The sequence below is a fragment of the Pseudomonas tremae genome, from assembly GCF_001401155.1.
Lineage (GTDB): Bacteria > Pseudomonadota > Gammaproteobacteria > Pseudomonadales > Pseudomonadaceae > Aquipseudomonas > Aquipseudomonas tremae.
Genome location: NZ_LJRO01000153.1, coordinates 100,271 through 124,613, shown reverse-complemented (window position 1 = coordinate 124,613; position 24,343 = coordinate 100,271). Strand labels below are relative to the sequence as shown.

Sequence of the window (24,343 nt, the reverse complement as noted above, 5' to 3'; positions counted from 1 at the left end):
TTACAGCGTGCCCCATAACGAGTCGAACTCTTGGCCGGGCTTCGACTTCTCGTTGACGGCTGCCTTGGGCGCCTCGTAAATCTGATACTCGAACTGGTTGTAACTGGCGCTGCTGATGCGCCGGTTGCTCAGTGAGGCACGGCGCTCTTCACCGTTGACGTTGATCATCACCTTGCTGCCTTCCATAAACGGCAGGCGCGGTGCGAGTACGGTGGGCGGTTTTTCCATGGCGCGCACTTCCGGCAGCATAAGGGTCCGCAGGTACTGGCTGTTCTGCTGCTCGCGAATCAGTTGCATGCCGCATGGCTGGGCGAACGGGGCGATCAGCTCGATGCCCATTTGCGTGCCGCCGCTACGCACCTGGCGAACCCAGCGCACGATGGCGATGCTCCAGCCATGGCCCGAATCATCCTGAATACCCACCAGCTCGCCAGCCTGCAACTGTTGCGGCACCTCTCTCTGCCACGCCAGACAATAACCGCCCGGGCTATGGTTGACGATATTCAGGTCGTACGTGGGGAATGAGTGCTGGCTGTTGGACGAGGATTCGCTGTCGCCGTCGTTTTTCGGGTACTCGATCTCTTCGTATGGCAACAGGACGGATGAGGTATTGCCTCGCTGCGTGTCAAAAGCGGAAGACCAGGGATCTTCCTCGGCCTCGTTGACAATCTTCAGCGAAAAGTCCGCAGCACTGGTGGTATTGCTCAGTTGCAGCAGTTCGCTGAATGACTTTTGGCCTGCGACATAAAAATGCAGCGCGCTCATGCCGATACACAGCTTGAGCGTACCCTGACCTGCGGTGCGCTGAAACGTACGCTCTGCCACGTCACCCCATGCCGCCGCCAGATGCTGCAACAGGTCGGTATTGATACCGGTCGGGATCAGCAGCCTGGAAGGGGAGCGCTGGTCGTCGGGCAGGGCCAGGTACTGGTTGATCGCTTCCGCCAGCGCCTGAGTGTTGATGCCCAGCAGCCCTTGGGATTGCTCGTCCGTGAACAGGGTGCGGTACAACGGCGGCTTGTCGACCGTCGGGTCGAGTGCGAACAGACTGCTTTCCTGCGCAGGCGATTGCAGCCTGACCAGCGGGCTCCAGGCCTCCAGCGCGTCGGCCAGTTTGCCAATGTTCAATTGGCGCATCTGATTACAGCGCGAGCAGCCCATCAGCAGCGCGATTACATACGTCTGCTCGACGCTCAATGCTTTGGTGTGATGCGCCATCGGTTCGTCGATCAGCGTGTTGTGCAACTGGTATTGGCGAGCGATCTGGTAGATCTGATGCAGCTCGAGCCAGAGGCCGTCCTGAACCGGACAGTAAAGCTGATTGGCGCGAATCAACGGCCCGTTGAGCCCGTGCAGTGCTCTTTGCAGCGCGGTGCCGAACAGTGTGGCTTGATCTTTTGTGTAGCGAGACGCTACCTGCTGGATGATCTGTTTGTAACCGGTGGCCAGATGGTTTTGCAGGGCCTGGCAGAGGTTGGCGACCTTGCGTGGCCGTTCGTCGAGCACGATGGCCTGATTGAGAAAATGACGTTCGAGGTGTTTACAGACGAAATACACCTCGGGCCGCAGCAGCTCCAGCAACTGCAAACGGTTCTCGCTCGGTGTGATCAGCTGGTTCAGCTCGGTCAGCCCTTGATAGAGCTGACGTGCCATTTCCCCCAGGTTTGCCTTGGGCAGCCTGGATATCCAGCGTTTGAGGTCGCGGGGCGTGGCTTCACAGAATGTCAGGCTCGACTGCGCTGGCGTGGGGGCACGCAACAACAGTGGGAGGCTAAAATTACTCATGTGAAAGGCTGACTCCAACGACTCACTGGAACGGGCGGCGACAAAAAGTGGGCAAGCGACATCATCGTGCCGCACAGATATGTCAGAGGTACGCCACAATTGTGCGAGGTATCCTACAGCACCGAATGAGTGACTTTACCAGCATCATTGCAGTCGCGCAGTAGGCGTGGCTTTGTGCCACCCTTTCCAGTCTGACCTTGCATGGGGCTGCCGTCCAGACAGCGCCCATGTATTTTTCAGTTCCAGGCAGGTGCCAGGTATCAGGCTTGCTTTGGGAACGCCAGTGCCTGACCCATCTGCACTTTGGAAGTGGCCTTCAGTTGTTCTGCCCATTTCACCTGGTCTGGTCCAAACAGCACGATGACCGTGGAGCCAAGTTTGAAGCGGCCCATTTCTTCGCCAGTCTTCAGATGGATAGGTGCACGCGCTGCTTCATCGTAGCTGAATGTCTTCAATTCGCGCTTGGGCGGCGTCACCAAACCGGCCCAGACCGTTTCGACCGATGCCACAATCATCGCGCCCACAAGCACTACAGCCATAGGCCCGCGCTCGGTATCGAACAGGCAAACCACGCGCTCGTTACGGGCGAACAGCTCCGGAACGTTTTCAGCAGTGGTCTGGTTGACCGAAAAGATTCGGCCCGGGACGTAGACCATTTCGCGCAGCGTGCCGGACAGCGGCATGTGTACGCGGTGGTAATCCTTCGGCGACAGATAAACAGTGGCGAACTCACCGCCCATGAAAGGCGCAGACAGTTTTGGATCGCCGCCCAGTAGCTCGAGGACACTGTAGCTGTGGCCCTTGGCCTGGAAGATGCGACCGTGGTCGATCGGGCCCAGTTGGCTGATTGCCCCGTCGGCCGGGGAAAGAATCGCGCCGGGTGTAGTGTCCAGCGGACGGGCATCGGCTTTCAGTGCGCGGGTGAAGAAGGCATTGAAGTGCTCGTACGACGTCAAGTCCTCGACCAGCGCCTGAGACATGTCGACCTGATAGCGGCGGGCGAACCAGGCGGTGAAGGCATTCTTGAACCAGCGCACTCGGCATTCGGCAACGCAGCCGGCCAGTCGGGACAACAGATGATGTGGCAGCAGGTACTGACTGAGAATAAACAAACGGTCTTTCATTGATAGCCCTGAAGAAGAGTGTCCTGAAGAGGAATGCCCTGAAAATTTCTGAGAGGTCCGGCCCGGTTCACTGGAGCGCACAGGCTCGACGGTTTCGGCTGGCTGCACAGGTGCCGCTGGTTTGGTGAGATCAATTGTGTCAACGGGCGCCGAAACCGCGTTTGGCACTTCGACCGGCGTGTCTGCCAGGTTGCCCCACTCTCCCCAAGAGCCTGCGTAGGCCTTGACCCTCGGATAGCCAAGCGCTTTTGCCACCAGATAGGTAAAGCCCGACCGGTGGTGGGTCTGGCAATGGGTAATCACTTCCTTGTCGGGAGTGATGCCCAGATCACGCAGGATTTGCGGCATGTCCTGACGAATACGCAGGTTGCGCGCCTTGTCCATGCCGGCGGTCCATTCAAAATTGACTGCGCCAGGTATGTGGCCGCCTCTGGCTGCGACCACTTTTTCGCCCGAATACTCGGTGGGCGCGCGCGCGTCCCAGATCGCCAGGTCGTCTGCACCAAGGCGACTCTGCAGGTATTCGCGGGTGGCGGTTGGCTCATCGTGCAGCGTCAGTGTGACCGGGCCGCCTGCGGCAGGCGGAGTCTCGGTGCTCATGGGCAGCGATTCTGCTTCCCAGGCCAGAACGCCACCGTCCAGGTAGTGATAGCGATGATGGCCAATGACATCAAGGAGCCAGATGAAACGGCCGGCCCAGCCGCCGCCTTCGTCATCGTAGACGACATAGACCGCATCGGGATTGTGCCCCAGCTCGCCGAACAACTGCTCCAGCCCGGCCGTGTCAGGCAGCAGACCGGGGGCGGGCGGCTTGCCCAGTTGGGTGCGTTTGGGGTCGACGAAGCGAGCACCGCGAATATGCCCGGCTTCGTAGCGAGCGCTGCTGGTCAGATCCACGAGAATCAGTTCTGGGGCGTCGAGACGCTCAAGCAGATCGTTGGGTTCGATGACCAGCGACAAGCCAGTGAATTCGGACATTTGCAGCCTCCGATGAATAGAAAGACGCGAATTGTACGCCAGGCCTCATGCTTTGCGATGACTAAAGATGCCAAGAGCCCGTTCAATACATTGCGCGGTTTTTCCGAACGCCTGAACGGAAATTTCCGACAGCGCGCCGCCGCCCTGATCGGCCACGACCAGCAGCATGACTTTGCCATTGTTGCTCAGCGAACGAATCAACCAGTGCTGGCCGTTGAACAATGCCTTGAGCGATGCAGGCAGCAGCGCTGCGAATTGGGCATTGTTGGCAGGTGTCATGCGCAGTTGCGTCGGCTGAGTCAACAGGCGTTGCAACACCGTGCTTTCCTTGACGAAAAGCTGCAAGGCGGCTGTTTCCTGGGGCAGGCCGGCAAGTTGATTGACGCGCAGCACGGATGACGTCTTGTCCAGCATCAACAGCATGACTCGCTCCATGCCGCAGGCCATGAAGGCATCGCGAGCCGAGGTTGTCAGGTGCATGGCGTTAATGAACGGCGTCGGCTCCTGGAGCAGTTCTGCGCAGTTCTTGCGCCACAATTGCAAGGCGTCTGCCGAGGGCGGCGGGGCGGGCTCGTTATCGCGTCTCACGCGACGCGCATCCCAGGGCCAGATCAATGATTCGGCAGGGTGCCATAGATCGTTCTCCGCATGAATGCGGGCACTGCCAGCCGCGTTCTGGTGCGCCTGTTGCTGCACCTCATCGAGCGGTTGTTGCAGATAAAGGCTGGTCAGGCGCTCCCAGCGCAGGCAATGCGGACTGTTCCAGGCCTGTTGTGCTGCCAGCGCCAGGCCGTTGCCGAGCAGCACGGTATTGGCGGGCTGATTAAGCCAGCGTCGAAGATTGGGGTCGGCGTCCATCAGCTGTTGCTGTTCCAGCGGGCTGCGGCCCTCGCGCGCAATGCGCAGCGCTCTGGCCAGTTCGTGACGTTCGTTGATCAGCAACTTGTAGCCACGTGTGACCCACACCGGCAGTCGCCAGAATTCGGCCAGCGCCAGACACAGTTCCAGCAAGTTGACGCCGAACAGCTCTTTTTCTACTGCAACGCTGGAGTGCCCCTTGTGGATAACTCGCAACTCAAGCTCTTCCAGCAGTTTCGGGTACGCCAATGCCATTGGCCAGAGCGGCGCGAGAAACAACAGGCTGCCCAGATGGATGTCCTGCCACAGCCGCGCAAGACGGCTGGCAAACAGCCCGTTGGCCTGTTGCGTGGCGTGTTGGCTGACCAGTATCAGTTGGCGGTAAGCGGCAGGAATCTCTTCAGGTGGTTTGGCCGGCAGGCGTCCTAAAAGGACTTCGGTGCGCGCCAGGCCCAGACGGTTGATCGCGATTTCCAGGCTCTCGGCCTGCTCGGTCATGCCGTGCGTGTGATGGTTTGCCTCGCGCATCACGCTCAGCACCAGTGCAGGACTTTCCTGCATCATCTCGGCAATGTCACGCAGCGAACGGCGGCTGTCGTTGAGTGCGGAACGCACATGCGCGTGATTGGCGGCAGGGACTGGCAACGCGATACCGTCAAGCTGTTTGACCCAGGCGTCGAGCGTCTTCGGAACAAGATGATGCGATGTATGTGCTGTCGGCATTGGATGGCCTGTGCGACTGATTATCCGGGCGGGAAGACTGCCAGTGTGCTGGGTGGAACGGCCATTTTCACCTGTTGATTCGGCAGGCGAAATGGGTTTTTCACGAGAACCGGCTATAGTCTGGCCCAGATGGGCCGATAAGGAGAAGAAGAGATTCATGAACTTCCGCACTGTCCCTGAACCCGACTCTTAGTAAAGTATTTTCTCCTATGGCTAAAATCATCGGCATCATTGTCGTCATCGCGAGCATCCTCGGCGGATACGTGCTGTCCCATGGCAAGATCATGGCGCTGTTCCAGCCCTATGAGGTCTTGATCATCGGCGGTGCTGCGCTGGGCGCATTCCTCCAGGCCAACCCTGGCTACATGTTCATGCACGTGTTCAAGAAGTCGCTGAAGATGTTCGGCAGTCGCTTCACTCACGCCTATTACCTTGAGGTGCTGGGTCTGGTCTACGAGATCCTCAACAAGAGCCGTCGTGAAGGCATGATGGCGATTGAAGGGGATATCGAAGACGCCGCCTCCAGCCCGATTTTCACCAAATACCCGGGTGTCCTGAAAGATGAGCGCATGACCGCGTACATCTGCGATTACCTGCGCATCATGTCGTCCGGCAACATGGCGCCCCACGAGCTGGAAGGCCTGTTCGACATGGAACTGCTGAGCATGAAAGAAGAGCTCGAGCATCCATCCCATGCCGTCACCGGTGTCGCAGATGGCATGCCCGGTTTCGGTATCGTGGCGGCAGTACTGGGTATCGTAGTAACGATGGCGTCGCTGGGTTCGGGCGACAAGGCTGCGATCGGTATGCACGTAGGTGCGGCGCTGGTCGGTACATTCTTCGGTATTCTCGCGGCTTACGGCTTCTTCGGTCCGCTGGCCACCAGCCTTGCGCACGATGCCAAGGAAGAAATGAACGTCTATGAAAGCATCAAGGCGTCGCTGGTGGCTTCGGCTTCCGGCATGCCGCCTTCGCTGGCCGTCGAGTTCGGTCGCAAGGTTCTTTATCCACTGCATCGCCCCAGCTTCAGCGAGCTGGAACAAGCGGTTCGCGGTCGCTAAGTCATGGAAAATAATCAGCCGATTATCATCAAGCGCGTAAAGCGCTTCGGTGGCGGACATCACGGCGGCGCCTGGAAAATCGCCTTTGCCGACTTCGCGACTGCGATGATGGCGTTCTTTCTGGTGCTGTGGCTGATGTCGTCTGCCACGCCCGAGCAATTGCTCGCGGTCGCTGGCTACTTCAAGGACCCGGTCGGCTTCTCGGACAGTGGTTCGCCCTATGTGATCGACCTGGGTGGTTCGCCGGAAATGTCGCCGAACCAGACCCTCAATCCCGAGGTGCAGACCACGCCTTCGCCGGACACTGTGCCCATTGAGGCAGAGACATCCGAGACCAAGGCCGAAGCGGTCGAGCAGGAGCGTCTGGAGATGCTGCTGCAGGAACTGCAGAACAAGGTCGAGGAAAACCCGCAACTGCAGAAGTTCAAGGACCAGATTCTGTTCGAGATCACGCAGGACGGCTTGCGTATCCAGATCATGGATGCCGAAAATCGGCCCATGTTCGACTCGGGTAGCGCCCGGCTCAAACCGTATTTCGAGGACATTCTGCTGGCGCTGGCCGACACCATCAAAAGCGTGCCGAACAAGGTCAGTATCAGCGGTCATACAGATGCAACGCCTTTTGTGGGCAGTGGCGGCTTCGGCAACTGGGAGCTGTCGGCCAACCGCGCGAACGCTGCACGCCGGGCATTGGTCGCCGGGACGTACCCGGATGCACAGGTGGCAAGGGTGGTGGGTTATGCCTCGTCGGCGCTTTATGACCACGAGAACCCAACCAATCCGGTCAACCGCCGCATCGATATCGTGGTCCTGACCAAAAAGGCCCAGCACCGTATTGAAGGTGATCAGAACTCCGGTGGAGCGCCAGCCAAGCCTGCGCCAGCAGCACCGGTTACGCCCGCAGCGCCTGCTGCTCCGGGTATTCCGGGTATTCCGGGGGCTTCCACAGCAACACCGGCCGACCCGCAGGCGTATGCTCAGCCGCACGAGATTCGGCAGAAGCTGAACATTTTCGATGATGGCAAGCTGCGAGTAGAGCCGGCCCAGAACTGATCCGCACAGATACAAAGACGCCGCGATCATCGCGGCGTTTTTGTGTGTGCGGTTTCAGCCGTCAGTAACTGTCTTGCGGCAGGCTGGCAATGATCGAGCGATAGCTGTTCATGCGCTGCTGTTGCACGCGGCCGTCTTCCAGACCCTTGAGCAAGGCACAACCCGGTTCGCGGTCATGCTTGCAGTCGCGGAAGCGGCAGGTGCCGATCAGGTCATTGAACTCGATGAAACCGGCTTCGACGTCGGCTCGGCTGACGTGGCCCAGGCCAAACTCACGAATACCGGGTGAGTCGATCAAGTCGCCACCACGCGGGAAGTGAAACAGGCGTGCGGTGGTGGTCGTGTGCGTGCCCTGACCGGACACCTCGGACAAAGGCCCGACCCGCGTATCGGTTTCCGGCAGCAGGCTGTTGACCAGCGAGGACTTACCGACACCGGACTGCCCGACGAATACGCTGATATGGCCATCAAGCTGGCTTTGCAGCTTCTGCATGCCATCGCCTTGGTGCGCGGACACTTCCAGCACCGGATAGCCCAGCGTGCGATAGACCGCGAGCAGCGCATTCAGCGCCGGCGCGTTCTGCTCGTCGATGAGGTCGGCTTTGTTTAGCAGCAGCAGCGGATGAATCCCGGCATGCTCGGCGGCGACAAGGTAACGGTCAATCAGGTTGGCATGCGGCTCGGGCATCGGCGCAAAGACGATCACAATCAGATCGACGTTGGCGGCCACGGGCTTGAGCTGCCCGCGGGAATCCGGACGGCGCAGTTCGGTGGAGCGGGGCAGTTGCGCGACGATCACGCCGATGCCCTGATTGCCGGCCCGCCAGACCACGCGATCGCCAGTAACCAATGCAGGCAGGTTGGCACGCAGGTGACAGCGGAATATCTGGCCGGCTGTCTCGCCTTCCTGGGCCTCTACTTCAACCTGTACGCCGAAGTGGGCAATGACCAGGCCTGTCTGCTCGGGACCGAGGTCGCCGCCTTCCAGTGTTTCGAGTGTAACGGACTCGCGTTTTGCTGCACGTGCAGCACGCTCGCCCTGAATTTTTTCGATGCGCCAGTTCTGACGTCGATTGAGTTGGCGTTTGGCCATGGGTGTTCCGATGTGATGTAACCGATGAATTAAGCAGTACGTTGGATCGGCAGGAGTCTAGCACGGCAGGGTGAGCTAAACTGCGCGCCTACGCTGAGGAGTCGACACATGCAGAACAAGCAGAACCTGATCTGGATCGATCTGGAAATGACCGGTCTGGACCCTGATACCGATGTCATCATCGAAATGGCCACGATTATCACGGACAGTGAGCTCAACACACTGGCCGAAGGGCCGGTGATCGCCGTGCATCAAAGCGACGAGACGCTGGCAAAGATGGACGAGTGGAATACGCGCCAGCACGGCGGTTCTGGCCTGACCCAGCGCGTGCGCGAAAGCACCATCAGCATGGCTGACGCTGAGGCGCAGACTCTGGAATTCATCAAGCTGTGGGTGCCCGAGCGCAGTTCGCCGATCTGCGGTAACAGCATCTGTCAGGATCGTCGCTTCCTTTATCGTCACATGCCGACGCTCGAAAACTACTTCCACTACCGCAACCTCGACGTCTCGACCCTCAAGGAACTGGCTGCTCGCTGGTCCCCCGAGCTCAAGTTCAAGAAGGGCAGCACGCATCTTGCGCTGGATGACATTCGCGAGTCGATTGCCGAGTTGCGTTTCTACCGAGAGCATTTCATCAAGCCGTGATCGAGTGAAAGCAAGGCATCGGTGTGCGGTGATTAATCTTCGCTGCACTCTTTCAGTGCGCAGGTTCGCTGGTTAGACTGCGCGCCTTTTTCGCAGAGTCGCCGCCATGTTGCTGATGCTTTATCTGATCGCCATCACTGCTGAAGCCATGACGGGCGCCTTGTCTGCCGGTCGACGCGGCATGGACTGGTTCGGTGTAGTACTGATCGCCTGCGTCACTGCGCTGGGCGGTGGTTCAGTGCGCGACGTGCTGATCGGCCACTATCCGCTGACTTGGGTGAAACATCCGGAATACCTGGTGCTGACCAGTGTGGCGGCCTTGGTGACGATCTTTATCGCCCCGTTGATGCGCCACTTGCGCTCCCTGTTTCTGGTGCTCGACGCCCTGGGGCTGGTGGCCTTCACCCTTATCGGCTGCATGACCGCACTGGAGGCGGGGCACGGGCTGCTGATTGCCTCAGTGTGCGGCGTCATCACCGGGGTATTCGGCGGCATCCTGCGCGACATCTTCTGCAACGACATCCCTCTTATATTCCGCCGCGAGCTGTATGCCAGCGTTTCGTTTCTGGCCGCGTGGTGTTTTCTACTGTGCCAGTACCTGCAATTGCCAAACGAGCAGGCCGTGCTGATCACCTTGTTCGGTGGTCTGCTGCTGCGCTTGCTGGCCATTCGTTTCCACTGGGAGATGCCCAAGTTCGTCTATAAAGACGAGCCTTAAGAGGACGCAGAGCTTACGCACGATAGTTCGAGGACTATCGTTCCTCACTCCAGCGTGGGGATGCATTTCGTGACGCCCCGCGTCAAAACTTCTCGCCGCGTCGCAAATTTAAAGTGGCGCCAACCCATGCCGCTGCAACGCCCACTCCACGTGTTCTCTGACCAGTTCCGACGGGTAGTCGCGCTTTGCTTGCAGGGCTTCGATCACCGGTATGGTGGAGGGCGCATTGCCCAGGCCAACGGCCAGGTTACGTAGCCAGCGTTCATAGCCGGCGCGGCGCAGGGGCGAGCCTTCGGTGTTGGCGAGAAATGTCTCTTCATCCCATAAAAACAACTCGGCCAGGCCTGCGTTATCCAGATTGTGGCGCGGCTGAAAGTCACGCTGGTCTGTCGGCCGGGCGAAGCGGTTCCATGGGCAGGCAATCTGGCAATCGTCGCAACCGAACACCCGGTTGCCGATCAAGGGGCGCAGCTCTTCAGGAATAGCCGTCTTCAGCTCGATGGTCAGATAGGAAATACAGCGCCGCGCGTCCAGCACGTAAGGCCCTACAAAAGCTGCAGTCGGGCAGATGTCCAGGCAGGCAGTGCAGCGACCGCAGTGTTCAGTGGCATGAGGTGCATCGACCGGCAGCGGAATATCGACAAACAGCTCGCCGAGAAAAAAGAAGCTGCCCGCCTTGCGGTTCAAGACCAGTGTGTTCTTGCCGATCCAGCCCAGTCCGGCCTGTTGTGCAATAGCTTTTTCAAGCACAGGTGCGCTGTCCACGAATGCGCGGAAACCGAAAGGGCCGATGGCCTGCTGAATGCGCTCGGCCAGTTGCTGCAAGCGTTTGCGAATCAGTTTGTGGTAGTCACGGCCCAGGGCGTAGCGCGAAACGTAGGCTTTTTCCGGCTCAGCAAGGCGCTGGGCCATTTCGCTGTCGCCTGGCAGGTAATCCATGCGTAGCGACACCACGCGCAACGTCCCCGGTACCAACTCATCGGGGTGGGAACGTTTGCTGCCATGGGCTGCCATATAGTCCATTTCGCCGTGATAACCCTCATCGAGCCAGCGCTGCAGGTGCTGCTCGTGCTCTGCCAGGTCGAGGCCGCTGATCCCGACTTCCTGAAAGCCCAGCTCACGCCCCCACGCCTTGATAGACAAGGCGAGTGCGGCAAGATCATCGGAAGTAGGAAGTACAGCAGTAATAGCGGACATGCGCAGAGAGAAACCGGGGCCAAGGTGCGTATAATTCTGCCAGACATCGGAGCCTATAGACGCATGTTCGACACTAAACCTCATTTACCCGACGCGCTGTACAGTGCGGCGCAGGTCCGCGACCTTGATGCCCGGCTGATTGCCGCTGGCACGCCAGGCATGGAATTGATGCAGCGTGCTGCCCATGCGACGTGGCGCGCGCTGCGTCGGCGCTGGCCGCAGGCTAACCAGCTGACCGTTCTGGCCGGACGTGGCAACAATGCCGGTGACGGTTATCTGGTGGCGGCCCTGGCCCACAAGGCGGGCTGGCAGGTCAGCGTGCTGGCTGTCGGTGATCCGGCTGCACTGACTGGTGACGCAGCAGCGGCGTATGCAGCGGCCTCGGCAGTGGGCATCCAGGCGTGGGCAGGGCAGCCGCTCGACGGCGTGGTGCTGGATGCGTTGCTCGGCACCGGGCTCAATGGCGAGGTGCGCGAGCCTTACCTGTCAGCTATCAAAGCAATCAATGCCAGCGGTTTGCCAGTTGCGGCGGTGGACATTCCTTCAGGGCTGAGCGCTGATAGCGGTCAGGCACTGGGCGTTGCGGTGCGTGCAGATCTTACGGTGACCTTCATCGGCCTGAAAACAGGACTCCTGACCGGTGAGGCGGCAGACCTGGTGGGTGAACTGGTTTTTGATGACTTGCAGGCCGATCCGGAGCTGGTCGCGCAAACTCCGGTCAGCGCGAAACGTCTTGATACACATAATCTGCCGCTGTTGGCGCCACGGCCGCGCACTGCGCACAAGGGAATGTTCGGGCGCGTGCTGGTCATCGGTGGCGATCACGGTTTTGGTGGTGCTGCCCTGCTTAGCGCGGAAAGCGCCCTGCGCAGTGGCGCAGGCATGCTCACCCTCGCGACGCGCGCCGAACACATTCCGGCAGCGTTGACGCGCATGCCGGAAATCATGAGTGCGGCGATCAGCTCGGCCAATCAGTTGATGGCGCTGATCGAGCCCGCCAGTGTGCTGGTCGTAGGACCGGGTCTGGGGCAGGACGCCTGGGGGCGCAGTCTGTTGTCGGCTGCCGCCAACGCCGAGCGTCCGCAGGTCTGGGACGCCGACGCGCTGAACAGGCTGGCGACAGGGCAGGTAAGCCTGCCTGCCAACAGCGTCATCACGCCGCATCCAGGTGAAGCAGCGCGCCTGCTGGGTGTAGCTATAAAGGACATTCAAGCGGATCGCCTTGGCGCGGTCCGGGCACTGGCCCGTAAATTCAACACCGTTTGCGTCCTCAAGGGCTCCGGCAGCCTGATCGCCGATGCAGGCGGGCAAGTGGCGTTGTGTGATCGCGGCCATCCGGCGATGGCTACCGCAGGTCTGGGCGACGTGCTTGCCGGGCTGATCGGCGCGTTGATGGCGCAGCACCTGACGCCATTCGATGCTGCCTGCCTTGCAGTATGGCTGCACGCCAGTGCCGGTCAGAAACTCGGTGAAACCGGCCGAGGGCTGGCTGCCAGCGATATTATTCCCGCCATTCGTCAGTTATTGGAGGAGCTGCAACCGTGTCTGATTTAAAGCTGCAGGTGGTTGGTGAGGACGCCATGATGCAATTTGGTGCGCGCCTCGCAGGCGTTACCGAGGGCACCGGTGTGATTTTTCTCGACGGCGATCTGGGCGCTGGAAAAACCACTCTCTCACGGGGAATGATTCGCGGGTTCGGGCATCAAGGGGCTGTCAAGAGCCCCACTTTCACGCTGGTCGAGCCTTATGAAATAGGTCAGATCCGGGTCTTCCATTTCGATCTGTACCGGCTGGTCGATCCCGAAGAACTTGAGTTCATGGGTGTGCGTGATTACTTCGACGGCGATGCACTTTGTCTGATTGAATGGCCCCAACGCGGTGCAGGCTTTTTGCCAAAGCCCGACCTGACCATTACCATTGGCGCGCACGGCGAAGGTCGGTCCGTGATATTGAGCCCGCTGGGTTCGCGTGGTGAACGCTGGTGCGCCACTTTGGCTTTGGAATTCAAATAGATATGGGGTTAGGTATGCGCATGCGCGCGCTGGTTACTGTAGTTGGTCTGCTGTTGATGGCCCTGGCTGTCGAGGCGGTTGCCGCTACGCAAGTACGAAGTGTCCGCTTATGGCGAGCGCCGGATAACACGCGCCTGGTGTTCGACCTGACAGGGCCCGTCCAGCACAGCGTATTCACCCTGACCTCGCCGGATCGCCTGGTGATCGACATAAATGGTGCCACCCTCGGCGGTGCGCTGAATGTGCCGACAGCCAATACGCCGATCAGCAGCATGCGTTCTGCCCAGCGTACGCCGACCGACCTGCGGGTGGTCATCGATCTGAAGAAAGCAGTGACGCCCAAGAGCTTCACCCTTGCGCCTAACCAGCAGTATGGCAACCGTCTGGTGGTCGATCTGTTCGACAACGCCGCAGATGCCAATCCGACGACCCCTGTGATCCCGGACACTGCCGCCAATACGGCGCCCGCAGTTCCGGTGAGCCCTGCCAAACCTGAAATCAAGCTGACACCTGTGCCTAACGGTAAGCGCGATATCGTTATCGTGATCGATGCCGGGCACGGCGGTGAAGACCCGGGCGCCTCGGGTGGCGCGGGCCAGAAAGAGAAAAACGTGGTGCTGTCGATTGCCAAGGAATTGCAGCGTCAGGTCAACGCAGAAAAAGGCTACCGCGCCGAACTGACGCGAACCGGCGATTACTTTATCCCGTTGCGCAAACGTACCGAGATTGCTCGCGCCAAGGGTGCCGACCTGTTCGTGTCGATTCACGCCGATGCTGCACCTTCCTCCGCTGCGTTTGGTGCGTCGGTATTCGCCCTGTCTGATCGCGGAGCCACTTCCGAAACCGCGCGCTGGCTGGCGGACAGTGAAAACCGTTCCGACCTGATTGGTGGTGCCGGTGCGGTCAGCCTCGATGACAAGGACCGAATGCTCGCAGGCGTGTTGCTGGACTTGTCGATGACCGCGTCGCTGTCGTCGAGCCTGAATGTCGGCCAGAAAGTATTGAGCAATATTGGCCGAGTGACTTCGCTGCACAAATCCCGTGTCGAGCAGGCAGGCTTCATGGTGCTCAAGTCGCCGGACATTCCATCGATTCTGGTAGAAACCGGGTTCATCTCCAATGCCAACGAAGCTAACAAACTGGGTTCTGCGTCGCACCAGCAGGCTCTGGCGCGCTCGATCACCTCTGGCGTGAAACAGTTCTTCCAGCAGAACCCGCCACAGGGCACTTACATTGCCTGGCTGCGCGACAACGGCAAGCTGGCCCAGGGGCCGCGCAATCACGTGGTGCGCTCTGGCGAGACTCTGGCCATGCTCGCAGCGCGTTATGACATGAACATCGCCACGCTGCGCACAGCCAACAACCTGAAAACCGATGAGTTGAAAATCGGTCAGGACCTGCGAATTCCGAGCTCTGAGGTTGCAGCCCAGTAATGACCGATCTTCTTCTCGACGGCGCTGAAGCCACCAGCGCTCAAGCTGTCCTGAGCGCTGCGCGTATCGAACTGCTCAGTCCGCGTCTGGCTAACCAGATCGCTGCTGGCGAGGTGGTCGAGCGTCCGGCTTCGGTGATCAAGGAGCTGCTGGAAAACAGCCTTGACTCAGGCGCTCGGCGCATTGATATCGATGTCGAGCAGGCTGGCATCAAGCTGTTGAAGGTGCGTGATGATGGCGGAGGTATTTCCTCCGATGATCTTCCGCTGGCACTGGCGCGACACGCGACCAGCAAGATTCGCGATCTGGAAGACCTCGAGCGCGTCATGAGCCTCGGGTTTCGTGGCGAGGCATTGGCGTCGATCAGTTCCGTTGCGCGGTTGACGCTGACCTCGCGCACCCGTGACGCCGACCAGGCCTGGCAGGTTGAAACCGAAGGCCGTGACATGGCCCCGCGCGTGCAGCCTGCGGCGCATCCGGTCGGCACTTCGGTGGAAGTGCGTGACCTGTTTTTCAATACACCGGCTCGCCGCAAGTTTCTGAAGGCCGAGAAAACCGAATTCGATCATTTGCAGGAAGTCATCAAGCGCATGGCGCTGGCGCGTTTCGACGTGGCCTTCCATCTGCGCCACAACGGCAAGACTGTGCTCAGCCTGCACGAGGCGCATGACGACACCGCCAGAGCCCGGCGGGTTTCGGCCATCTGCGGGCCGGGCTTTCTCGAGCAGGCGCTGCCTATCGAGATCGAGCGCAATGGCTTGCATCTGTGGGGCTGGGTAGGGCTGCCGACGTTTTCTCGCAGCCAGGCCGATCTGCAATATTTTTTCGTGAATGGCCGCGCAGTGCGCGACAAGCTGGTCGCTCATGCGGTGCGCCAGGCGTATCGCGATGTGCTGTTCAATGGTCGTCATCCGACCTTCGTGCTGTTCTTTGAAGTCGACCCTGCAGCGGTGGACGTCAACGTTCACCCGACCAAACATGAAGTGCGCTTCCGCGACGGGCGCATGGTGCATGACTTCCTTTATGGCACCCTGCACCGCGCCTTGGGCGATGTGCGTCCCGAGAATCAGGTGGGCGGCAGCGTCCCAGTCGCCGCCGAGCCCAAACCGACAGGTCCTGACGCAGGTGAGTTCGGGCCACAGGGCGAAATGCGTCTGGCCAACAACGTGCTTGAACAGCCCCAGGGCGAGGCTTTTGCCCGGCCTGCTGGCGGCGGTTCCGGCAGTGGTTACCAATACCAGTATTCTCCGCGACCTGCGTCAGCGCTGCCGGTCGCCGAAGCGCAGAGTGCCTACCGCGAGTTTTTTGCGCCCTTGCCCAGCGCCGCCCCTTCGGCATTGCCGGAGTCGCCGAGCGATATCCCTCCGCTGGGTTACGCATTGGCGCAGCTCAAAGGCATCTACATTCTTGCTGAAAACGCCCACGGGTTGGTGCTGGTAGACATGCATGCTGCCCATGAGCGGATCATGTACGAGCGTTTGAAAATCGCGATGGCCAACGAAGGGCTCAGCGGCCAGCCACTGTTGGTGCCTGAGTCGCTCGCTGTCAGCCAGCGTGAAGCGGACTGCGCCGAAGAACACATCGCGACGTTCCAGCGCCTGGGTTTCGAGCTTCAGCGGCTTGGTCCGGAAACCCTGGCCATCCGCCAGATTCCCGCGTTACTCAAGCAGGCCGAGGCCAATCGGCTGGTCAGCGATGTGCTGGCCGATCTGATGGAGTACGGCACCAGCGACCGGGTGCAGGCACACATGAACGAGCTGCTTGGCACAATGGCCTGTCACGGGGCGATTCGCGCCAACCGGCGTCTGGCCATTCCGGAAATGAACGGCCTGCTGCGTGACATGGAGAACACCGAGCGTAGCGGACAGTGCAACCACGGTCGTCCCACCTGGACCCAGATGGGCCTGAGTGATCTGGATAAATTATTCCTGCGCGGTCAATGAATGAACGCTTTACCTCCGGCCATCTTTCTCATGGGGCCAACCGCTGCAGGCAAGACCGATCTGGCAATCGAACTCAGCAAAGTGCTGCCCTGCGAGCTGATCAGCGTCGATTCTGCACTGGTCTATCGCGGCATGGACATCGGCACCGCCAAGCCATCCAAAGCGCAATTGGCCGAGTTTCCGCATCGCCTTATCGATATTCTCGACCCGGCACAAAGCTACTCTGCAGCTGACTTTCGCAGCGATGCGCTGGCGGCGATGGCAGAAATTACCGCACGCGGAAATATTCCTTTGCTGGTCGGCGGCACTATGTTGTATTTCAAGGCTCTATTGGACGGGCTGGCAGATATGCCGGCCGCCGATGCAGAGGTTCGTGCGCAGCTTGAAGCCGATGCACAGGCCTTTGGATGGCAGTCGTTGCATGATCAACTGGCGGCAGTCGACCCCGTGTCGGCGGCGCGTATTCACCCTAACGATCCGCAACGGCTGATCAGGGCGCTGGAGGTTTATCGCGTCAGCGGAATGAGCATGACCGCACACCGCGAGCAACAAACTGCGCAAAGTACCGAAGCAGCCGCATCAGGGCGTCAGCAATTGCCCTATACTGTCGCAAACCTTGCAATAGCTCCGGCTGATCGCAAGGTGCTGCACCATCGCATCGCGCTACGTTTTGAGCAAATGCTGGATCAGGGGTTTCTGGACGAAGTACTGGCATTGCGCTCGAGAGGCGACCTGCATTCAGGGTTGCCTTCCATAAGAGCAGTGGGTTATCGCCAGGTCTGGGATCATCTGGACGGAAAGCTGACGCGGGATGAAATGCAGGAGCGGGGCATCATTGCAACGCGCCAGCTGGCCAAACGGCAATTTACCTGGCTTCGCAGCTGGGAGAATCTGCACTGGCTGGACAGTCTGGCCAGCGACAATCTGCCACGCGCCTTGAAATACCTGGGATCGGTCTCCATATTGAGCTGAGTCCCTGCAATAGCCGTCTATCCTTGGGGGGTGGCCGGTCAAGCCAATCGAATTCGATTTATTATTATTGATCCTTAAAGGAGTGCGGCACATGTCAAAAGGGCATTCGCTACAAGACCCTTACCTGAATACCTTGCGTAAAGAGAAGGTCGGGGTATCGATCTATCTGGTCAACGGTATCAAGCTGCAGGGTACGATCGAGTCTTTCGACCAGTTCGTCATTTTGCTGAAGAACACGGTCAGCCAGATGGTCTACAAACACGCTATTTCCACCGTCGTACCGGTTCGCCCGATCCGCCTGCCCAGCGCTACTGATGCTGACGGCGCGGACGCCGAGCCAGGTAACGCCTGATAGGAGTCTGCCTTGTTCTTTGAGCGCCACAGTGGTGGTGAGCGGGCCATTCTCGTTCACCTGGATGGTCAGGACCCTGAGGCGCGCGAAGATCCGCAGGAGTTTCAGGAGCTGGCCATATCGGCTGGTGCTGATACCGTTGCGTTTATCAACGTGCCGCGTCATCGGCCATCGGCCAAATACCTGATTGGCTCTGGCAAGGTCGAGGAGCTTCGCGACCAGGTCAAAGCCGAGCAGGCTGATCTTGTGATATTCAATCACACCCTCACGCCCAGTCAGGAACGTAACCTCGAGCGCGTTTTCGAGTGTCGCGTGCTTGATCGTACGGGGCTGATCCTCGATATCTTCGCGCAGCGGGCGCGTACTCACGAAGGCAAGCTGCAGGTCGAACTGGCCCAGCTTGAGCATATGAGTACCCGTCTGGTGCGCGGCTGGACTCACCTTGAGCGGCAAAAGGGCGGTATCGGCCTGCGTGGTCCGGGTGAAACTCAGCTCGAGACCGACCGACGTCTTCTGCGGGTTCGCCTGCGGCAGATCAAAGGCCGTCTTGAGAAAGTTCGCAGTCAGCGGGATCAGGCGCGTCGCGGACGTCGGCGTGCGGATATTCCGTCGGTTTCACTGGTGGGTTATACCAACGCCGGCAAATCGACCCTTTTCAACTCGGTGACCGATTCGGATGTGTTTGCGGCCGATCAGTTGTTCGCCACGCTCGATCCTACCCTGCGTCGTCTGCAGCTCGATGACCTTGGCCCGATCGTTCTGGCTGACACGGTAGGCTTCATTCGCCATCTGCCTCACAAGTTGGTAGAAGCCTTTCGCGCGACCCTTGAAGAGTCGAGCAATTCCGATTTGCTCCTGCATGTCATCGACTCGCACGAGCCTGACCGCATGTCGCAGATCGAGCAGGTTATGGCCGTGCTCGGTGAGATCGGTGCCGAGGGCTTGCCGATCCTCGAGGTCTATAACAAACTCGATCTGCTCGAAGGCGTGGAGCCTCAGATACAACGCGATGCCGATGGCAAGCCGCAGCGTGTCTGGGTGTCGGCGCGTGATGGTCGCGGGCTGGATCTGCTCAAACAGGCTATCGCCGAATTGCTTGGCAACGACCTGTTTGTCGGTACGCTTCACTTGCCGCAAAGCCTTGCCCGGCTGCGCGCCCAGTTCTTCGAGCTGGGTGCGGTGCAGAGCGAGTCGCATGACGAAGACGGTGCCAGCTTGCTGGCGGTGCGAATACCGCGCGTTGAACTCAATCGACTGGTGAGTCGCGAAGGATTGCAGCCGCTGGAGTTCATCGAGCAACACACTTTGCAATAAAAGCACGAAAAAGCCGTTGTACGGCTTTCGCGGGCATTCTGTAGCATTGGTCGGCGCGCCGCGGGCGCGTCTTTGCTTTATCAGATGGAGAGCGCTATGGCTTGGAATGAGCCGGGTGGCAACTCGAATAATCAAGATCCCTGGGGCGGCAAACGCCGTGGCGGCGACCGCAAGGGACCACCTGATCTCGACGAGGCCTTCCGTAAGCTGCAGGAAAGCCTGAAGGGGTTGTTCGGCGGCGGTAACAAACGCGGCAGTGATGGCGGCAGTGGCAATGGCGGCGGTTCGGGCAAGGGCGGTGGCTTTGGCCTGCTCGGCATCGGCCTTGTCGTGCTTGTCGCTTTCTGGCTGTACAGCGCTATCTATGTTGTCGATGAGCAGGAGCAGGCCGTCGTGCTGCGTTTCGGTCAATACCACGAAACCGTGGGGCCGGGCCTCAACATCTACTTCCCGCCGTTCGATCGCAAGTACATGGAAAACGTGACTCGCGAGCGCGCCTACAGCAAGCAGGGCCAGATGCTCACCGAAGACGAGAACATCGTCGAGGTGCCACTGACCGTGCAGTACAAGATCAGCAACCTGAAGGACTTCGTCCTGAACGTCGATCAGCCTGAAATCAGCCTGCAACACGCGACTGAAAGCGCGCTGCGCCATGTCGTGGGCTCCACGGCGATGGATCAGGTACTGACTGAAGGCCGTGAGCTGATGGCCAGCGAAATCAAGGAGCGTCTGCAACGCTTCCTCGATACCTACGGCACCGGCATCACCGTTACTCAGGTGAACGTGCAAAGCGCTGCCGCACCACGCGAAGTACAGGAAGCGTTTGATGACGTGATCCGCGCCCGTGAAGACGAGCAGCGTTCACGCAACCAGGCTGAAAGCTACGCCAACGGGGTTATCCCGGAAGCTCGCGGTCAGGCTCAGCGCATTCTCGAAGATGCCAACGGCTACCGTGACGAAGTGGTTTCGCGGGCCAAAGGTGAGGCTGATCGCTTTACCAAGCTGGTTGCCGAATACCGCAAGGCTCCTGAAGTAACCCGCCAGCGTCTGTACCTGGACACCATGCAGGAAGTCTTCAGCAACACCAGCAAGGTTCTCGTGACCGGTGACAAGGGGCAGAATAATCTGCTTTACCTCCCGCTCGACAAGATGATCGAAAGCAGTCGCAGCAGTACTGCCCATGGCTCCGGTTCGGGTACGCCATCTCAGGCCAATACCGATGCTGCCGCTGCCGCCGCCCGGGCGACCGAGGCTCAGCAGCGCGGTGAAGTACGTACAAGGGAGACTCGCTGATGAGCAATAAATCGCTGATCACCCTTATTGTCGGTGTGGTACTGGCAGTCATCGCCTGGAACAGCTTCTACATAGTGTCCCAGACTGAACGTGCGGTTTTGCTGCAGTTCGGCAAGGTGGTCCAGGCTGACGTTCAGCCGGGCCTGCATGTGAAGGTTCCTTACGTGAACCAGGTGCGCAAGTTCGACGGACGTCTGCTGACGCTCGATGCGCCTACCCAGCGTTTTCTGACGCTGGAAAAGAAAGCCGTAATGGTCGATGCCTACGCCAAATGGCGCGTGAAGGATGCGGAACGTTTCTACACCGCGACTTCCGGCCTCAAGCAGATTGCTGATGAACGCCTGTCGCGTCGTCTGGAGTCCGGCCTGCGCGACCAGTTCGGCAAGCGCACCCTGCACGAAGTCGTGTCGGGCGAGCGAGACGCACTGATGGCGGATATCACCGGTTCGCTGAACCGCATGGCTGAAAAAGAGCTGGGTATCGAAGTGCTCGATGTTCGGGTCAAGGCCATTGACCTGCCCAAGGAAGTGAATCGCAGCGTTTTCGAGCGGATGAGTACCGAGCGTGAACGTGAAGCGCGCGAGCACCGTGCCAAGGGTAACGAGCTGGGTGAAGGCATCCGTGCCGACGCCGATCGTCAGCGCCGTGTGTTGCTGGCAGAAGCCTATCGCGAGTCTGAAGAGGCGCGTGGTGATGGTGATGCCCAGGCTGCTGCGATCTACTCCAAGGCCTACGGTCAGGATCAGGAGTTCTACGCGTTTTACCGTAGCCTGCGCGCCTACCGCGAAAGCTTTGCGAACAAGAGTGACGTGATGGTGCTTGATCCGAACAGCGAATTCTTTCGCTATATGGAAAAAGCCAAGCCGTAATCAATCACCCGCCGGGCGGCAAAACCGCCTGGTGGGGTGAACGTACGGTGAAACGTGTGTATCATGCGGCAGCCGGGAAATTCCCGGCTTTTTTGCGTCTGCACGATTGATTGGCCGCATCTGATTCAGAAAGCGGCAAAGTTTTTCGAGGAGAGTGGTCTGCGTGGCCTGTCCCGGGCATTTGTCGTGCCCGTCATACGGCGCGCCACTCTCTGCTTCACTCAAGGCCAGCCTGTAGGCTGGCCGCCTGGATCACAGGGGAAAGGCGTAATGGCAACGGTTGACCGCTGGCTGCTACCAGATGGCATCGAAGAAGTACTGCCACCGGAAGCGGCACGTATTGAAGTAGCGCGCCGTCAGGTGTTGGATCTGTTTCAGAGCTGGGGCTATGAGTTCGTCGTCACCCCGCATATCGAGTATCTGGAGTCGCTGCTGACCGGCGCGGGTTCGGATCTGGATTTGCGCACCTTCAAGGTCATCGACCCGCAATCGGGCCGGCAGATGGGCTTTCGTGCCGACATCACGCCACAGGTTGCACGCATCGATGCGCACACCCTGAAGCGTGAAGGCCCTAGCCGTCTATGCTACGCAGGCAGCGTTCTGCATGCTCAGCCACGAGCATTGTCCTCCTCTCGCAGTCCGATACAGCTCGGCGCCGAGCTGTATGGCGACGCAAGCCCGAGCAGCGACGTCGAGGTCATCAGTCTGATGCTGGCCATGCTGCAGCTGGCCGATGTGCCGGATGTGCACATGGACCTCGGGCATGTCGGTATCTATCGTGGTCTGGCGCGTGCGGCCGGTCTGTCAGGCGAGGTCGAGCAGCAGTTGTTCGATGCGCTGCAACGCAAGGCCATCGACGAAGTGGTTGCACTGACCGCTGATCTGCCGCAAGAGCTGGCTTCGATGCTGCGTGCGCTGGTTGATCTGTGCGGTGGTCGTGAGGTGCTTGATGCAGCTCGGGATCGACTGTCGGCGGCCCCTGCACCTGTGTTGGCAGCGCTTGATGACCTGCTGGCTATCGCCGATCGCCTGGCTGTGCGCTTCCCGCAGCTGCCTTTGTATTTCGATCTCGGCGAACTGCGCGGCTACCACTACCATACCGGTGTGGTCTTTGCGGTGTTCGTACCGGGCGTGGGCCAGTCGATTGCCCAGGGCGGTCGTTACGATGATATCGGCGCCGACTTCGGTCGTGCCCGCCCGGCGACCGGCTTTTCCACTGACCTGAAAACCCTGGTAACTCTGGGGCAGGCAGAAATCGTTTTACCGTCCGGTGGCATATGGATGCCGGACAGCACGGACGCGGCACTCTGGCAGCAGGTATGCCAGTTGCGCAATGAGGGTCAGCGTGTGGTTCAGGCATTGCCTGGGCAGCAGGTGAGTGCGGCGCGCGAAGCCGACTGTGACCGGCAATTGATTCAGCATGGCGAGCACTGGCAGGTAATGCCGCTGGCTTCTTGAGTATCCCTGCCGGCCGCCGCCGGCACCAAGTTTGCGTGAATGAGGACAAGTGTTATGGGTAAGAATGTCGTAGTCCTGGGCACTCAATGGGGTGATGAGGGCAAAGGCAAGATCGTTGATCTGCTGACCGAACATGCTACCGCCGTAGTGCGTTACCAGGGTGGCCACAATGCTGGCCACACCCTGGTGATCGACGGTGAGAAGACCGTATTGCACCTGATCCCGTCCGGTGTGCTGCGCGAAGGCGTGCAGTGCCTGATCGGCAACGGTGTGGTGGTCGCCCCCGACGCGCTCCTGCGCGAAATCATCAAGCTGGAAGAGAAAGGCATTCCGGTGCGCGAGCGCCTGCGCATCAGTCCGTCCTGCCCGCTGATCCTGTCGTATCACGTTGCATTGGATCAGGCGCGCGAAAAAGCCCGCGGCGAATTCAAGATCGGCACCACCGGTCGTGGTATCGGCCCGGCTTACGAAGACAAGGTGGCGCGTCGCGGACTGCGCATTGGCGACCTGTTCCACCGCGAGCGCTTCGCCGCCAAGCTGGGCGAGCTGCTCGACTATCACAACTTTGTGCTGGTCAATTACTACAAAGAGCCTGCCATCGACTTCCAGAAAACACTCGACGAGTGCATGGAATACGCTGACCTGCTCAAGCCGCTGATGCTCGACGTCACTGCTGCGCTGCATGAGATGCGTCGCGATGGCAAGGACATCATGTTCGAAGGTGCCCAGGGCTCGCTGCTGGACATCGACCACGGCACCTATCCGTACGTCACCAGCTCCAACACCACTGCTGGCGGCATCGCCACCGGTTCGGGTTTCGGTCCGATGTATCTGGATTACATTCTGGGTATCACCAAGGCTTACACCACGCGTGTGGGTTCTGGGCCGTTTCCGACCGAGCTGTTCGACGACGTTGGTGCGTTTCTGGCCAAGCGTGGCCACGAGTTCGGCGCCACCACCGGTCGCGCACGTCGTTGTGGCTGGTTCGATGCCGTCATCCTGCGTCGTGCCATCGAAATCAACAGCATTTCGGGTCTGTGCCTGACCAAGCTGGACGTGCTCGACGGTCTGGAAACCATCAACATCTGCATCGGTTACGAGAACGAAGACGGTGCCGTCATTGATGCTCCGACTGATGCTGACAGCTATCTGGGCCTGCGTCCGGTGTATGAGCAAATGCCAGGCTGGAGCGAGTCGACGCTGGGTGCCAAGACTCTGGAAGAGCTGCCTGCCGCTGCCCGCGCTTACATCAAGCGGGTCGAAGAGCTTGTGGGGGCGCCTATCGATATCATCTCGACCGGCCCTGACCGCAACGAAACCATCGTGCTGCGTCATCCATTCGGCTGATTCATCGCTTGGTTATACAGAAAGGGCCGCATTTGCGGCCCTTTCTGCTTTCGAAGTCTGGCGTATCAAATGCGCCAGAAAGTGAGACTTGTGTCACGGCACGGCGCTTGCTACA

At 59.7% G+C, this 24,343-nt stretch carries 20 protein-coding genes and 1 pseudogene; 15 read left to right on the top strand and 6 right to left on the bottom strand.

Features of this window, described 5'->3' with window-relative positions; all coding sequences use genetic code 11:
• From ALO43_RS10570 to ALO43_RS10560, 4 genes and pseudogenes are all read right to left on the bottom strand, one after another.
• The gene (locus ALO43_RS10570) at positions 1-1,785 is read right to left on the bottom strand and encodes a hypothetical protein (RefSeq protein ID WP_024670390.1); all 1,785 of its coding nucleotides are present in this window, start codon (positions 1,783-1,785) and stop codon (positions 1-3) included.
• A 260-nt stretch (positions 1,786-2,045) separates the two neighbouring features.
• Entirely contained in the window at positions 2,046-2,909 is an 864-nt protein-coding gene (gene asd, locus ALO43_RS31400; protein ID WP_005888490.1) for an archaetidylserine decarboxylase, read from the bottom strand.
• A gap of 165 nt (positions 2,910-3,074) precedes the next feature.
• Positions 3,075-3,887, bottom strand: a pseudogene (locus tag ALO43_RS31395) (rhodanese-like domain-containing protein); the annotation flags it as partial.
• Between the two features lie 45 nt (positions 3,888-3,932).
• Positions 3,933-5,468, bottom strand: coding sequence for an HDOD domain-containing protein (locus ALO43_RS10560; protein ID WP_005888492.1), 1,536 nt, complete (start codon positions 5,466-5,468; stop codon positions 3,933-3,935).
• A gap of 209 nt (positions 5,469-5,677) precedes the next feature.
• Between ALO43_RS10560 and motA the strand changes: the two genes are divergently transcribed.
• Positions 5,678-6,529, top strand: coding sequence for a flagellar motor stator protein MotA (gene motA, locus ALO43_RS10555; protein ID WP_005888494.1), 852 nt, complete (start codon positions 5,678-5,680; stop codon positions 6,527-6,529).
• 3 nt (positions 6,530-6,532) lie between these two features.
• Entirely contained in the window at positions 6,533-7,582 is a 1,050-nt protein-coding gene (motB, locus tag ALO43_RS10550) for a flagellar motor protein MotB (protein ID WP_054989097.1), read from the top strand.
• Positions 7,583-7,643: 61 nt separating this feature from the next.
• Here the strand turns inward: motB and rsgA are convergent, their stop codons facing one another.
• A complete protein-coding gene (gene rsgA, locus ALO43_RS10545) occupies positions 7,644-8,675 on the bottom strand; it encodes a small ribosomal subunit biogenesis GTPase RsgA (protein WP_024670389.1) in 1,032 nt (343 codons plus the stop codon).
• Positions 8,676-8,783: 108 nt separating this feature from the next.
• Between rsgA and orn the strand changes: the two genes are divergently transcribed.
• Together orn and ALO43_RS10535 are read left to right on the top strand one after the other, a co-directional pair.
• On the top strand, positions 8,784-9,320 hold the full coding sequence (orn, locus tag ALO43_RS10540) for an oligoribonuclease (protein WP_005888500.1): 537 nt from the start codon (positions 8,784-8,786) through the stop codon (positions 9,318-9,320).
• Between the two features lie 106 nt (positions 9,321-9,426).
• Positions 9,427-10,038, top strand: coding sequence for a trimeric intracellular cation channel family protein (locus ALO43_RS10535; protein WP_005888502.1), 612 nt, complete (start codon positions 9,427-9,429; stop codon positions 10,036-10,038).
• A gap of 108 nt (positions 10,039-10,146) precedes the next feature.
• On the opposite strand, the gene queG is transcribed toward ALO43_RS10535, so the two are convergent.
• Positions 10,147-11,235, bottom strand: coding sequence for a tRNA epoxyqueuosine(34) reductase QueG (gene queG / locus ALO43_RS10530; protein ID WP_024670387.1), 1,089 nt, complete (start codon positions 11,233-11,235; stop codon positions 10,147-10,149).
• A 63-nt stretch (positions 11,236-11,298) separates the two neighbouring features.
• On the opposite strand from queG, the gene ALO43_RS10525 reads away from it, so the two are divergent.
• From ALO43_RS10525 to ALO43_RS10475, 11 genes are all read left to right on the top strand, one after another.
• Positions 11,299-12,789: a bifunctional ADP-dependent NAD(P)H-hydrate dehydratase/NAD(P)H-hydrate epimerase gene (locus ALO43_RS10525; protein ID WP_024670386.1), complete on the top strand. Its 1,491-nt coding sequence runs from the start codon at positions 11,299-11,301 to the stop codon at positions 12,787-12,789.
• A gap of 29 nt (positions 12,790-12,818) precedes the next feature.
• Positions 12,819-13,247 carry a tRNA (adenosine(37)-N6)-threonylcarbamoyltransferase complex ATPase subunit type 1 TsaE gene (gene tsaE / locus ALO43_RS10520; RefSeq protein ID WP_268948599.1) on the top strand — a complete coding sequence of 143 codons (429 nt, stop codon included), beginning with the start codon at positions 12,819-12,821 and terminating at the stop codon, positions 13,245-13,247.
• A 2-nt stretch (positions 13,248-13,249) separates the two neighbouring features.
• Positions 13,250-14,680 carry an N-acetylmuramoyl-L-alanine amidase gene (locus tag ALO43_RS10515; protein WP_199519575.1) on the top strand — a complete coding sequence of 477 codons (1,431 nt, stop codon included), beginning with the start codon at positions 13,250-13,252 and terminating at the stop codon, positions 14,678-14,680.
• Complete coding sequence (gene mutL, locus ALO43_RS10510) at positions 14,680-16,623, top strand: DNA mismatch repair endonuclease MutL (RefSeq protein WP_005888511.1); 1,944 nt, start codon at positions 14,680-14,682, stop codon at positions 16,621-16,623. Before ALO43_RS10515 ends, mutL begins: the two co-directional genes overlap by 1 nt.
• Positions 16,624-17,595, top strand: a complete 972-nt coding sequence (gene miaA, locus ALO43_RS10505; protein ID WP_024670383.1) for a tRNA (adenosine(37)-N6)-dimethylallyltransferase MiaA — start codon at positions 16,624-16,626, stop codon at positions 17,593-17,595.
• Between the two features lie 91 nt (positions 17,596-17,686).
• A complete protein-coding gene (gene hfq / locus ALO43_RS10500; protein WP_002551819.1) occupies positions 17,687-17,947 on the top strand; it encodes an RNA chaperone Hfq in 261 nt (86 codons plus the stop codon).
• A gap of 12 nt (positions 17,948-17,959) precedes the next feature.
• Positions 17,960-19,261 (top strand): ribosome rescue GTPase HflX, encoded by a 1,302-nt coding sequence (gene hflX, locus ALO43_RS10495; RefSeq protein WP_024690930.1) that lies wholly within the window; start codon positions 17,960-17,962, stop codon positions 19,259-19,261.
• A 96-nt stretch (positions 19,262-19,357) separates the two neighbouring features.
• A complete protein-coding gene (gene hflK, locus ALO43_RS10490; RefSeq protein ID WP_005888514.1) occupies positions 19,358-20,554 on the top strand; it encodes an FtsH protease activity modulator HflK in 1,197 nt (398 codons plus the stop codon).
• The gene (gene hflC / locus ALO43_RS10485; RefSeq protein WP_005888516.1) at positions 20,554-21,423 is read left to right on the top strand and encodes a protease modulator HflC; all 870 of its coding nucleotides are present in this window, start codon (positions 20,554-20,556) and stop codon (positions 21,421-21,423) included. The genes hflK and hflC overlap by 1 nt, the downstream gene beginning before the upstream one ends.
• A 270-nt stretch (positions 21,424-21,693) precedes the next feature.
• A complete protein-coding gene (locus tag ALO43_RS10480; protein WP_005888519.1) occupies positions 21,694-22,881 on the top strand; it encodes an ATP phosphoribosyltransferase regulatory subunit in 1,188 nt (395 codons plus the stop codon).
• Between the two features lie 54 nt (positions 22,882-22,935).
• Positions 22,936-24,228, top strand: coding sequence for an adenylosuccinate synthase (locus ALO43_RS10475; protein WP_024670382.1), 1,293 nt, complete (start codon positions 22,936-22,938; stop codon positions 24,226-24,228).
• Positions 24,229-24,343: the final 115 nt, after the last annotated feature.